Raw genomic sequence first — 12,403 nt, 5'->3', positions numbered from 1 at the left:
TTAACCGCGTATTTTCCTTAAGCATGCTTATGATTGGTGTACGATACTTCATCGGGAAAGCTTTCGATATAGGTGGTGCCAAAATCGCATAACATCAAAAGCATGGGAGCCAATTGTTTGCCAAGCTCGGACAAATCATATTCCACTTTTGGCGGTGAAACCGGATAAACCTTGCGGATAATGAGCCCATCGTTTTCCAGCATCTTGAGCTGCATCGTAAGCATGCGCTGGGTCGCTTCAGGGAGCAGCCGCCGTAGTTCATTATACCGTACCGGGCCTTTGGCTAAGTGGTTCAAAATGGCGATTTTCCACTTCCCGCTGATTAAGCTGAGAACAATTTCCGAAGTACAGCGATAGGTTTCGTTTCTAAAGTTGATCATCTATCAACACATCCTTGTCAGAAGTATTGAAGCATTTAGTTTCTTCCTTAAGCTGAATTAAATTACGGATTGATCATTCCATATATTAAGTTGGGGCAGGCTCCCTTGTCAAGGAGTTGTGGATCGATTAGTATAAAAATCATAAGGGAGGTCATCTTATGCCACGAACGGGACGTCCACGCGCATTTAATCGTGACGAGGCAGTGGCTGCCGCCATGCTTCTGTTCTGGGAATATGGCTATGAATCCACTTCACTGGCTCAGTTGCGGGCGGGGATGGGAAATATATCGGCGGCGAGTTTTTACGCGGCGTTCGAGTCCAAGGAAGCGCTATTCCGCGAAGCGGTGGATCGATATATATCGACTTATGGACATGTTTCGGAAATTTTCAGGGATACGAGCATATCAGCGAAAGAGGCCATGGAGCTGGGATTGCGGCAATCGGCGCGAATGCAGACGGAGAATTCCCATCCTCGGGGTTGTCTGCTGGTTTTGTCCGCTGTAAACTGTTCCCCCGAGCAAAAACACATCAGAGAGATGCTGGCCAAGGAAAGGGAGCGGGTCCGCGGTTGGCTGAACGATTGTATAGAACGGGCCGTGGCCAACGGAGAGTTGCCCAAATTCACGGATACCTCCATGGTGGTTACGTTATTTGAAACATTTTTACGAGGAATTTCCACGCAAGCCCGGGACGGCGTTCCTTACGAGGTTATTGACGCAGCCATTACAGAGCTGATGAGCGTATGGGATGCGCTAGCGGCCAAGCCGGGCGAGCAGGGGAGCGTTTGAGCGGGACAAATTATATGTCTAACCGCAGCAGTTGACTTGGGAATTACCTGTATTAGAAATGAGGAGAGTATGATGCTTCCATACACGGAACAACTGGGCCGTCTTCTCGGCAGCTATCCAAGGACTTCCGCAGCTATACTGGCTTCCTATTGTAAAGTTATTGCGTTATATGGTGATCGTGAAGATGCTGCGGCACTTTTCAGGCTTTTTCAGGAGCAGCCCGGAAATTATAGATATGTTATGCTGCTCGAACCTGTAATGAGATGCGGCGATCTGGAGCTTGCTGAAGAGATAGACCATACCCCGAGTGGGAAAACGATCAGGGTACTTCGAGTCGATTGTTACAGAAGTAATACCTAAATTTTGTGACAGAGGTGAATAAACATGCTTTGGACTCCATTATTTGAATCCGGGAAAAAAAGTAGAATAACAAAAAAGAAACCTGCGGATCGCAAGTGAAGTCCGAAGGTTTCTTTTTTTCATATTTCCGGTCACAGGCTGCGGATCCAATCGGCATGCGAGCCGATAAAACGGCATACGGCCGACGATTTTCTCGTTTGGTCTTGCAAGACTTGAGCCGGATCGAGTCCGGCCTGATAGCGGTGCAGGAAGTGCAGGAAGACGTCCAGCTTGCGGAGCTGGAGCAGCTCGGGCAGCCGTTCCAACTCCTCCGCCACAAGCGTGCGCACGCTGCGATAGCCGGCCAGCATTTCCTTCGCGACGGCTCTCGAGAGGCCGCCGGGAGCAGAGAGCTGCTCGGCCAGGCAGACGGCGAGTTCCATCGCCCGGAGATCGCGGGTGGCGAACTCGAAGTCAAGCACGGCGCGGATTTCCCCACCTTCCACGAGGACGTTGGAGTGCGAGAAGTCGCCATGAATCCATTGCCGCTCCAAGCGGCGGATGGATGCGGCCTGGGCGGACAACGAATTCAGGACGTCCAGCAGGAAGCCGGCATCTCCGGCCAGCGCGCTGAGAGCCGGATCCGTGTTATAGAGGCGGCGGGCGCTTGCCGCCGCTTCTTCAGTATCCGGGCCGAGCAGCTCATCGTAAGGCGGATAAGCGGGCGCGGCTGCAGGCTGCAGCTCCTCCATGGCCAACGTGAGCTCGCCGACGGCACGCCCGTAGGCGTAAGACAAGTCGTGGCGGCCGGCCGCCGGTTTCGCGCCGGGCAAGTACGCGAACACGGCTGCCAGCTTTCCGTCCGGCGCGGTCGTCCAGGTCCCGCCTTGTTTGGTATGAAGCGGGCAAGGGATTTGAAACGGCAGCGCTTGCCGCGCCAGCAGGAGCAGCAGCTCGTGTTCGGCCGCCAGCTTCAGGTCCGAACGATGGTTCTCATAAACGCGCAGAACCTGAACCTGTCCGTCCTCAAGGACGGCGTAGCGGGTGGTGTTGTTCATGCCGCTGTCGCGCTCTTCGATCCGCAGGGCGGGAGGTAGCGGATAAGCGGCCAGAATAGCTCGGTAGTATGATTGGTTTGTTGTGTCCATTTGTTTACAGGCTCCTTAGGTTGGTTCAGCAATCATTATATCATCGACTCTAAATGTTCCTTAATTGGCCCTACTATGACCATTAATTGCAAATCATACAACTAACTTTATATCCATTCACCCAATCCTTCGTTTAATTGCATTTCATACAGTTAGTTCCTCGTTTCTTTGCCTTATCTTAAAAGATGGCGGAGTAATTGCAGGTTTTACACTTAAACAAGCGCTGTGGCAGCATTCCCGGATTAGTAATTGTACATTTTACAACAATTCCATTCAACAATGAACCAAGAAAGCTGCAGTAGGCAGCAGGTACGCTCGAGTGGGGCGGCTCCACTACAACTGCTGCTATGATTCATAGTGACACTCTCCCATTTTGTAGTAGAATATGACTATAGTTCATATAGACTATTTCTAATAAAAAGTTTGTTAAGAATATGAACTTGTAAACGGGAGACATAATGACGGAGGAAGGAGAATTTATTTGGAAGCAAGGTATTGTTCTTCATGCGGACAGCGTACAAGTACGACAGCCCGCTTTTGTGAAAACTGTGGGAAACCTTTGGAGCACCAAGCTTATCGGCAGAAGGCAAATCAACAACAAATAAATCAACAACAAACGCATCAAGGGCGAACGTATCAACTTCAAGCCCCCACTTGGAAAAATCACCAATCAAACTCTAATGATGTGCCTGAACTTGAATGGTTAAGGTTGTATACCCACGGTGATAAATATATTGAAAAATGGCGTAAAGATTCTAAATGGAATTGGCCGGCTTTTCTTTTTTCGCCTGTATGGTTCGGTTATCGAAAAATGTATGCCGAATGCGCGATATACATAGGAATCACCGTCGTGTTGGGATTGTTTGAACTGTTATTGGGCTTCTCGCTTAGGTATGCGTTTACAATAATCTTTATCTTAAACGGAATATTCGGAAATAAATTGTATTACCGCAAAGCCAAAAAAGAGATTGATCACATCCTTTTATTGCATGCAAATCCGGAAATTCGCCGTAATCTAATTCAACAAAAGGGTGGAACCTCCGGTTGGGGCATTGCCTTTGGAATAATTATGCTTCTAATCGGAGCCATTATCCTGGGATATTTGGAAGAGTTAACCTACTAAACGACGTTATTGCATAACTTGGCGCAAATGCGAGAAAGGACAGTTCTCTATAAAGAGGGCTGTCCTTTTTTGCTTTCTGAGGAGGGGGAGAATCAGGCTAGCGAGAGTTGATTTAGAATGCAGCCGCTAACCGTTAAATCTTATATTGTTTGGGCTGCTCCTGAAAGTAATCGACGACATAATCCCGGAACGTGCGCGCGGCAACGGAAAGGTAGCGGTCCTTCAGCCAGGCGATTTGATACGTGCGCCGGCAGTCGGGGTTTTCGATACGGATCAGCCGAAAGCCCATTTCCTGACCTTCAAAAAGGGTTTCCGGCAAGAAGGCGACGCCAATCCCGGTGCGCAAAAAATGAATGACTCCGGATAATTCATCGACCTCGCAAACCACATTCGGAGCGAAGCCGGCCTGCTCGCAAAAAGCGTCGGTCATCTGCCGAAAAGGATTTTGCGCATGAATGCAAATAAACGGATCGTCCGCCAGCTCGCTTAAGTCGATGTTTGACCGATCGGCCAAACGATGCGCCAAAGGCACGGCGATGTTGATATTTTCGGTGAGGAACGGAATCCCTTCAATGCCTTCTTCCTGCAGCGGAGGGAAGGTGATGCAAAAATCGATGTCCCCGCTTCGCAATTGCTTGATTTTATCCAGGGTCGAGGCCTGGGTGATCTGCAGTCTGGCCTTGGGATGCCGGGAGATAAACGAGCCGATGACGTCGGTAAAACATTTGTGCGTCGTGGTCGACAGAAAGACGCGGCCGCCTTCCAAACCAGCCAAATCCGCAACCTCCGCGCGTCCCTCTTCGATTAGAGCAAGGGCAGGTTCAATCTTTTTCAAAAAGGCCTTCCCGTATCCGTTTAGCTTAATATGCCTTCCATTACGGTCGAACAAAGGAACCCCCAAATCGGCCTCCAGCCGCGCGATCGTTTGACTCAGCGCGGGCTGGGCTATGCGGATTTCCTCCGCGGCTTTCGTCATATGCTCAAGACGGGCGACGGTCCGGAAATACTGCAGCTGCAAAAGTTCCATAATCTACACCTCATATTCATACACTCAACAATATAAAAAGATAAGGAAATATATATTATTCAATATACAATAAAGCTTTTACAATAGCCATAGATACGGACACTGACAATACGTCCAGGTCCCGGACAGGAGGTGAACGATGGAATGGCGGGCGAAATGCTCAGTCAGTTAATCAAATGGAACCGGGTCTTGAGAACGGTTCGGCAAGAGGAGGGAGAGAGGGCATGAAAGCTGCGGCGATTGCTTCGTTTGGGCCGCCGGAAGTGCTGAAGGTTATGGAACTGGAGAACCCTAAAGCCGGTAAAGGTCAAGTTCGGGTAAGGGTAAGAGCCGCCGGCGTTCAGCCGTTCGATTGTTCGGTTCGCGGCAGCGGATGGGCGCCGCCGGGACTTCAGATCAGCTTCCCGCAAATTTTAGGCAACGAGTTTGCCGGCATCGTCGATCAGGTTGGAGAGGGCGTTGCGGATTTTTTCACCGGAGATGAAGTTTTGGGTTGGGCGCTGCTGGCCTGTTATGCCGAGTTCGTGGTCGTTTCTGCCGATCAGATCGTGCGTAAACCAAACGAAATGCCTTGGGAAGAAGCGGGCGGCTTGCCGGCGTCGGGTCAAACCGCTCACACGGCGCTTAAGGAGCTGGGCGTCGGCCCGGGCGACACGGTATTGATTCACGCCGCGGCCGGCGGGGTAGGCACCTTCGCCGTGCAGTTGGCCAAAGCTTGGGGAGCCAACGTCATCGGCACCGCCAGCTTGCGCAACCACGATTATCTCCGTTCGCTTGGCGCGATCCCCGTCGCTTATGGGAACGAACTCGTGCAAAACGTCCGCGCTCTTGCCCCCAATGGGATGGATGCCGCCTTGGACGCGGCCGGAGAAGATGCGCTGCGCAGCTCTTTGGCGATTGGGATCGACAAGCACCGCATCGGCACAATCGTTTCATTCGAGTTGGGGGAGCGGCTCGGCGTGCGTGTTATCCGCAGCCAGCGATCCAAGGAGCGCCTGGCCGAGCTTGTCGACCTATATGTTCAGGGGAAGCTTCGTATCCCCATCCGTAAAGCGTTTCCCCTCGAAGAAGCCGCAAACGCCCACCGGGAAGTCGAGTCCGGACACGGGTATGGTAAAGTCGTTCTTACGCTGAAGTAAAGCGTTAGAGAACGTCCTCTATAGTAAATCGTTGGGCTGTTTCAGTTCTATAAGGACTGAAATGATATCTTTAGTTGGGGGACGTGAATTAATGGGAAACGTAACCCCCTTTATTCCAGCAATAAATCGCTGTTAAAAATTACAAAATGAAAAAACCTCGTTCGCCAATTCTATAAACGAGGTTTTTTCATAGAATCTGTTACGCTTCGGTTTGAAAAGAAGCAAGCAAAACACCGCTGCGGTCGACCAAGCCAAGCTCATATGCTCTTTCAATTGCAGCATAACGTTCCGTGGCGAAATCGCTAAAGCTAAGGCCGTTGTTTTGTTCATAAATACGATTGTTGATCACTTCGTTTTCGGAAACTGGCCTAGCGTATGCATGATTTACTTCCTGATCTTTTTGGATCGCCTCCATGAACTGTTGGAAACTCATGGAATTGCTTTGGGTTTCAGTACGTATACCGCGAGCTTGATTTTGAATCCGATTGACGAGAACAAGTTTCGTATATGCGGCAAATTCGGGCGTGAATTGTCCATTGACCTTCGCATTTATAGCCATTGTTGATCCTCCTTTCTTCGGTTGACTCATAACTTTTATCGGCGAGAAGTCAATGGAATATTATAGGTTAGTTTCTAAATTACGACACTATGATAGAGATAAAATCGGTAAATGTTCTATGAGGAGTATTATAGTCTTGAGCGGAAGCCGAAAGAATACCGGTTGTTACGTCACTCAGATCAAAAGCGCGATAATGGACCGTCCCTATGACATACCCCCCTGAATCTGTTACATATTCGTTAGGCCGATCTTCTGTTGTTGGAACGAGTTCACCACCTTGACTGATGACCGGATAGTTCGGCGGCGCCCAGATCGTACCTTGACAATAAACTGCAATCACACACTCGGTTCCGGAAAGGTTTGAATTGCTCCCCTTGTAACCATTGCCATCGGGCGTGATGCCAACAATGCTGACACCGGTCAACGGCGGAGTTGGTGCGGCAGATGCGGAAGACGGCAGAAGAAAGAAAGCTAAGGCCGACATTAAGGATATACCGGACCAAACCATCTTTTCATGTCCTGCTTGGGGCGAGTTGCAAAAGATGAGATCCGCCTAAGTGCCGTAATTGCTTTCAGCAAGATGCCAGCCGGCCGCAAGGCCGGTTTTGTCACGCGCAAAAAAAACTATGCCCGGTCAACTAACGTATATCCTTATAAAGGTATAAAGGAACGAATACCAGGGACAAGGGCTGGGGAGGGCGCTTTTGCGAAAGGCTTTGCGGTTTGCCAAGGATCGGGGGTATTCCCGGACAATCCTGTGCGTCAACGCGGTAAACGAGCGTGCCAAGGCGCTGAATCTCCTGGAAGGTTTCAAAGACGTGGAATATGCGGTCAATTACCAACTGGATTTAATGTAAGGTATGGATATCCCGCAAAAAAGGGAATAGACCCTCGTGTCCTTGTCAGGAACGAGGGTTTTGTCGTTACAAACTTTGTTAAGACTGGGAGCGCGCCGCCTTCATCGCCGCCGTCTCTTCCTCGTTCGGCCCGTATACGCCCGGAGCCGCCAATCCCGCCTGACGCATCAAAATCGTGATTTGGGCTCGGTGGTGAATCTGATGGCGAACGAGCGTATTCAATACACCGCCAACGGTGGTGTCGATAAAGCCGAACAGCTTGATCGGCTCTTGCAGCTGGTCGTCCTTATCCGTCCAATTAGCGCTCAATTCCGTAATCGCCGATTCGCTTGCCCGGCGGTAGGCCTCGGCGATGGCCGACGCGGAACCTGCTACGGGCGTTGGGATCTCCTGCTGCAGCCCGATCTGATTGAAAAATACACCAACGCTCTGGGTGACATGCCAGGCGATTTCGCCAAGCGTACGCGGCTGTGCGTCCGACACTGCCTGACTCAGCGATGCGTCCGTCAATTTGTCCAATACTTGCAGCGTAAGCGAAGCCTCCTGCTTCCAATCGTTTAAGAATCCGTTAATCGTTGTATACATTTGCACACGCTCCTTTGTTCATAAAAATTCTAAAGCCTGTCTCTCTATTGTACTATAGATGGGAAAATGTTCAATTTTATTAGGTGTCCCTTTTGCTGCTTAAGTGTTATACAGTGGAAGAGGAGGGATGCAGCTTAATGGGGGTTGTGGAAAAATGCGCCATGGAAGTCAAAGCGGGCGAAATCAATAAGTATGTACATATGTGTCGATTCGTCCTTCCATCCCTTCCGGCGGAAGCCAGACAACAAGCGAATTCGGATTCATGAATGCCTGATAGACGGCGGATGGCGGCGCTTTTAAAATTCGGGATGCGGTGTCAGTTCTGCTTGAATCGCTCTTCATTTATTACCAATCCTTTATTTTGAGAATTAGCACTATAATATCATCATTCTACGGAATATATTGACCAATCAATAACAAAGTGATATATTGATTTCAAAGTTAGTGATTGATCAATAACAAAATTCATTAATGAGGTGATCCTGATGAAAAAAGCGATTGTGGTAGGAGCAACGGGAGGCACGGGGGCGTCGATCACGGAGGAATTGGTCAAGCGGGGGATTCGGACCGTAGCTTTCGGGCGATCCCGGCAAAAGCTGGAGCAACTGAAGACTAAGTTGGGACAGCCGGAGCATTTGACGATTGCCGTTGGCGATGCGTTCCGGACGGAAGACATCGTTTCCGCTGCGGAAGACGCCGAAGTCCTGTTCCACGCTGCGAACGTGCCGTACCACGAGATGGCAAGCAAGCTGATTCCTTTGGGCGAGTCGGTCATGGAGGCAGCCGAGCGGTTGGGCCTGAAGGTCGTCGCCATCGATGGCATCTATCCTTATGGGAGAAGCCGGATGGCCAGAGCAACCGAAGAGCATCCGAAGCAGCCGCATACGAAAAAGGGTAAGACCAGACTTGCCTTCGAAAAAATGCTGTTTGACGGCCGGTGGAAAAGAGCCAAAGTGCTGATTGCCCGCTTGCCGGATTATTACGGCCCCACGGCGAATGAAGCGTCTTATCTGGGCTCAACGCTCGAAGCGATCGCGGCCGGTAAGATGGCGTTTTTCATCGGCACCATGCGTGTTCCCCGGGAGTTCGTTTACTTGCCGGACGCGGCGTTCATGATCGTGGAAGCCGCCGGCCGGGACGATGCCTACGGACAGAATTGGCATATTCCGGGCGCGGGCTTAATCTCGGGCAAAGACATCGTGCGAATCGCCCGGAAGGCCAGCGGAAGTAGTAAGCCGGTGATTCCTCTCGGAAAAATCGGCCTATCTCTGCTCGGAATGGGTGTGCCGGTTATGAAGGAAGTGGTGGAAATGCTCTATTTGACCGTAGAACCGGTGGTCTTGAGCGGGGATAAATACAAACGTCTGATTGGACCGATACGTTCAACGCCCTTCGAGCAAGGAATCACGGATACGATTCGCGCTTTACAGGAAAATAAGTGATCAATCAATAATAGCTTTGTCTTCGCATACGGAAATCTTCGTCCATACCCCACAATTAAACGTACGGCGCAAGAAGAGAACGGCGTTCCAGGCGCTCTTCTTGCCGCCGCTCGCGGACGGTGTGGATAAAGCTATTTTTGTGTTGACAAAAGGATGGATCAAATATATTATAGATATGCAAAGTCCGTAATAGAAAGCGAATATGTTAACTGGGCAGCAGGAGTTATTTTTTTTGCAATATTACAGATATAAAATATCTATAATATATATATTCGAAAGGATGATCATGATGGCTATTAAGCACGCTACGGATTCAACTTTTAAGGAAATGGTGCAAACGGAGGGGGTAACCGTTGTGAATTTTTGGGCTGCTTGGTGTGGTCCGTGCAAGATGTTTGCACCTATTCTGGAGGAGTTTGCAAGGGAAGCAAACGGTTCAGTTAAAGTGGTCAAAGTGAATGTGGACGAAAATCCGGTAACTTCTTCGCAATTTCAGATTATGAGCATACCGACCACCCTGATCTTCAAAGACGGGAAGCTCATTAATAAAGAAGTGGGCATCTTGCCCAAAGGTGTCTTACAACAGCTCACTGCATAATAAACAGAAGGTGATGATTGCATTATGATGGTTGTCGCCTATTTTTGTTTGAAAAATGTGGGGGAGATCGAAAAAGCGAAGTTGGACCGCAGGTCGATCCTTTATTCTACTTTGGGATTCGGCGGCCTGTTGTACGGATTCAGCATCGTTGGCGAACAGGGAGTAAGCGCCCGTCTCTCATGTTCCATTATTGCGGTTGGGCTCATCATGGTGTTCTTGTTTGTGAAGCGTCAATTTGAGCTGGCTGTGCCTTTGCTTGATTTCAACGTGTTTCGGTATCCGCGATTTACATATCCTTCAATCATAGGCGTAATTTTGTATATCGTCATGGCTGGGGCGGAACTGCTGCTTCCGATTTATGCCCAAAATGTCAGAGGGCTGATGCCGAGAGAGTCGGGGCTCCTGCTTTTTCCGGGCGCTTTGCTTATGGGATTGTTCGGATGGCTATCGGGCCTTATGGCCGGGATGGGCTTTATGTTGACACCGATCACCGCTTTTGCCGTAGCAAGTCTTCCCAGTCCCCATAAGTACGTATGCTCCGCCTATGACGACGGCGATCCGTTTCTTGGGCATGTCCATGGGCGGGGCCTTGCTGATCACCATGATGACTTTTACTGCAGATGCCAGCCTGGCCGTTTTTCCTGTAAATATGCTCGAAGGGATTCATGCAGCGTTTTGGGCGCTAACTGCGGCGGCTGCGCTTGGTTTTTTTCTTACCTTCTTTATTCCGTTTGCTTCAGTTCAGCCGCAAGTACCGGAGAGCCGCCAGGCATCGTATTAACCTAGAGCTCGTCCATGTCCAATCATGATCATTAACCTTGACATCGCTCCGCATAAAAGTTATTTTGGATAAGTAAAGTCCTTGATTGAGGTGACACAACGCGATGAAGTTTTCCAAAGCGACGAACTATGCCCTTCACACCATGCTTTTTCTTGCCGCGGCCACTCCGAATAAGCTTGTTGGCGTACAGCAATTGGCGGAGCGGCAGGACGTTTCGCCGACGTATTTATCCAAAATACTAACCAAGCTGGTCAAGGCGGGAATGATTGAATCCACTTCGGGAGCTCACGGAGGGTACAGGTTAAAGCGGAACTGGGAAGAAATTTCGTTCCTGGATATAATTCATGCCATTGAAGGCACGGCTTCCTTGTTCGAATGCGAACTGAACCATGGACCGGAATGTCTGATCCAGAAGGTGATGGTATCGGCCGAAGAGCAGATGGAGGAGTATTTAAGAAACCAAAAAATGTCCGAGCTTGCCAAGAAAATAACGGTTGTTCTGTAAGGAACGACTGTTTTTTTGGATTTTATTGTAGATATAAAAAGTCTTTAAAATCTACTGAAGAGATGGAAGGAGATATGCAATATGAGGAATGATTTTTTTAATGAAGCCGCTTGGGAGCAAGCGTGGAAGGAAGATACGCATACCGCGGTGAACAAGATGAAAAACGCCGGGATCGATCCGGTCCGCACGTTTGACGATAAGGCAAAGTCATTCAACGAGCAAGCGTTTAACGAAGAGGGCAGACAAAGAGCAAGGAGGATTATGAATTGGCTGGAAGGGCAGGGCGTAACCTTCAAAGACAACACCATTTTGGACATTGGAGCTGCCTCGGGCGGATTTACGGTGCCGTTTGCGGAACGAGGGGCCCGTGTTACCTCGGTGGAACCTAATCTTTCACTGAGTGAGCTGCTGCGCGAAAATATTGCGGGAATTGCAAACGGGAAGGTGGATGTTGTAGCTGAGCCGTTCGAAGATATCGATATTCAAGCCAAAGGGTGGGAGAAAGCTTTTGATTTTGTATTCGTCTCCATGTGTCCGGTGATTGTCGATTGGGAAAGCGTGGAAAAGGTGCTGAGCTGCGCGCGGAAATTCTGCTATATCAGTCTGTCCGCGGGTTCCAGGGAACACAGTCTGGTGAACGAGATTTGGCCGCTGGTTACGGATCAGCCCATGAAAAACGAACATCTGGAGATGGCCTATTTGCTTCATTTACTCTATCTCAAAGGCTATTCTTATGAGTCGCTTGTGACCAAGGAACTGAAAACGACGGAGCTCTCCAGAGAAGCTGCCCTCCAGGAAGTGATGAACTGGCTGAAAATGTTTAATTTGCCTGCGGACGACCGGTCCCGGAACATTGTCGCGGATTATTTGGAACGGACTTATCCGGCGGACAAGGTGGAAATCCGGCAGGGCGGCCGTTTTGGCAAAGTGCTGATCCGCTTGCAGGATCAGAACATGTACACCAGGGAGCGTCCATAAGTCGGTGGGGGAAAAGCAGCGGCGGAACAGGGGGAACTTACCCGGTTTCCGCCGCAATCGCTTAATATCGCTGACCTTAAGGTCTGTGGTGTCCGTTAGAATTGAACTTCGATTTCCGGATCGTTCTGCTTAGGCGCTAAGGCCATCCATCATG

14 protein-coding genes and 1 pseudogene are annotated in these 12,403 nt (G+C 49.8%); 9 read left to right on the top strand and 6 right to left on the bottom strand.

Translation table 11 applies throughout. The features are described 5' to 3' along the window. Nucleotides 1–17 precede the first annotated feature (17 nt). Nucleotides 18–380, bottom strand: a complete 363-nt coding sequence (locus DYE26_RS07280; protein WP_036623243.1) for a winged helix-turn-helix transcriptional regulator — start codon at nt 378–380, stop codon at nt 18–20. A gap of 158 nt (nt 381–538) precedes the next feature. On the opposite strand from DYE26_RS07280, the gene DYE26_RS07275 reads away from it, so the two are divergent. After that, on the top strand, nt 539–1,168 hold the full coding sequence (locus DYE26_RS07275; protein ID WP_036623240.1) for a TetR/AcrR family transcriptional regulator: 630 nt from the start codon (nt 539–541) through the stop codon (nt 1,166–1,168). Nucleotides 1,169–1,659: 491 nt separating this feature from the next. Here the strand turns inward: DYE26_RS07275 and DYE26_RS07265 are convergent, their stop codons facing one another. After that, entirely contained in the window at nt 1,660–2,655 is a 996-nt protein-coding gene (locus tag DYE26_RS07265; RefSeq protein WP_036623236.1) for a phosphotransferase, read from the bottom strand. A gap of 481 nt (nt 2,656–3,136) precedes the next feature. On the opposite strand from DYE26_RS07265, the gene DYE26_RS07260 reads away from it, so the two are divergent. Beyond that, the gene (locus DYE26_RS07260) at nt 3,137–3,778 is read left to right on the top strand and encodes a DUF2628 domain-containing protein (protein WP_155620615.1); all 642 of its coding nucleotides are present in this window, start codon (nt 3,137–3,139) and stop codon (nt 3,776–3,778) included. A 133-nt stretch (nt 3,779–3,911) separates the two neighbouring features. On the opposite strand, the gene DYE26_RS07255 is transcribed toward DYE26_RS07260, so the two are convergent. Continuing rightward, entirely contained in the window at nt 3,912–4,805 is an 894-nt protein-coding gene (locus DYE26_RS07255; RefSeq protein ID WP_036623234.1) for a LysR family transcriptional regulator, read from the bottom strand. 224 nt (nt 4,806–5,029) lie between these two features. Here DYE26_RS07255 and DYE26_RS07250 point away from each other — a divergent pair, with 224 nt between their 5' ends. Beyond that, nucleotides 5,030–5,944, top strand: coding sequence for an NADP-dependent oxidoreductase (locus tag DYE26_RS07250; protein ID WP_036623233.1), 915 nt, complete (start codon nt 5,030–5,032; stop codon nt 5,942–5,944). Between the two features lie 199 nt (nt 5,945–6,143). Here the strand turns inward: DYE26_RS07250 and DYE26_RS07245 are convergent, their stop codons facing one another. After that, nucleotides 6,144–6,503 (bottom strand): hypothetical protein, encoded by a 360-nt coding sequence (locus DYE26_RS07245; protein WP_036623231.1) that lies wholly within the window; start codon nt 6,501–6,503, stop codon nt 6,144–6,146. Nucleotides 6,504–6,582: 79 nt separating this feature from the next. Next, on the bottom strand, nt 6,583–7,011 hold the full coding sequence (locus DYE26_RS33090) for a hypothetical protein (RefSeq protein WP_127463426.1): 429 nt from the start codon (nt 7,009–7,011) through the stop codon (nt 6,583–6,585). 175 nt (nt 7,012–7,186) lie between these two features. Here DYE26_RS33090 and DYE26_RS07240 point away from each other — a divergent pair. Continuing rightward, nucleotides 7,187–7,360, top strand: a pseudogene (locus tag DYE26_RS07240) (GNAT family N-acetyltransferase); the annotation flags it as partial. 78 nt (nt 7,361–7,438) lie between these two features. Here the strand turns inward: DYE26_RS07240 and DYE26_RS07235 are convergent. Continuing rightward, on the bottom strand, nt 7,439–7,945 hold the full coding sequence (locus DYE26_RS07235) for a DinB family protein (RefSeq protein ID WP_036623230.1): 507 nt from the start codon (nt 7,943–7,945) through the stop codon (nt 7,439–7,441). 485 nt (nt 7,946–8,430) lie between these two features. On the opposite strand from DYE26_RS07235, the gene DYE26_RS07230 reads away from it, so the two are divergent. The 5 genes from DYE26_RS07230 (at nt 8,431) to DYE26_RS07210 (ending at nt 12,249) form a co-directional block, all read left to right on the top strand. Further along, on the top strand, nt 8,431–9,387 hold the full coding sequence (locus DYE26_RS07230) for an SDR family NAD(P)-dependent oxidoreductase (protein WP_155620617.1): 957 nt from the start codon (nt 8,431–8,433) through the stop codon (nt 9,385–9,387). A 289-nt stretch (nt 9,388–9,676) separates the two neighbouring features. Next, nucleotides 9,677–9,985 carry a thioredoxin gene (trxA, locus tag DYE26_RS07225; RefSeq protein WP_036628220.1) on the top strand — a complete coding sequence of 103 codons (309 nt, stop codon included), beginning with the start codon at nt 9,677–9,679 and terminating at the stop codon, nt 9,983–9,985. A gap of 544 nt (nt 9,986–10,529) precedes the next feature. Continuing rightward, nucleotides 10,530–10,766: a hypothetical protein gene (locus DYE26_RS33085; protein WP_124332186.1), complete on the top strand. Its 237-nt coding sequence runs from the start codon at nt 10,530–10,532 to the stop codon at nt 10,764–10,766. A gap of 103 nt (nt 10,767–10,869) precedes the next feature. Further along, complete coding sequence (locus tag DYE26_RS07215) at nt 10,870–11,271, top strand: Rrf2 family transcriptional regulator (RefSeq protein WP_036623229.1); 402 nt, start codon at nt 10,870–10,872, stop codon at nt 11,269–11,271. Nucleotides 11,272–11,352: 81 nt separating this feature from the next. Beyond that, entirely contained in the window at nt 11,353–12,249 is an 897-nt protein-coding gene (locus DYE26_RS07210; RefSeq protein ID WP_036623228.1) for a class I SAM-dependent methyltransferase, read from the top strand. The last annotated feature ends 154 nt before the right edge of the window (nt 12,250–12,403 follow it).

It is taken from the genome of Paenibacillus macerans, from assembly GCF_900454495.1.
Classification (GTDB): Bacteria; Bacillota; Bacilli; order Paenibacillales; family Paenibacillaceae; genus Fontibacillus; species Fontibacillus macerans.
The sequence above is the reverse complement of the archived record's forward strand: the minus strand, read 5'-3'. Positions and strand labels throughout refer to the sequence as shown.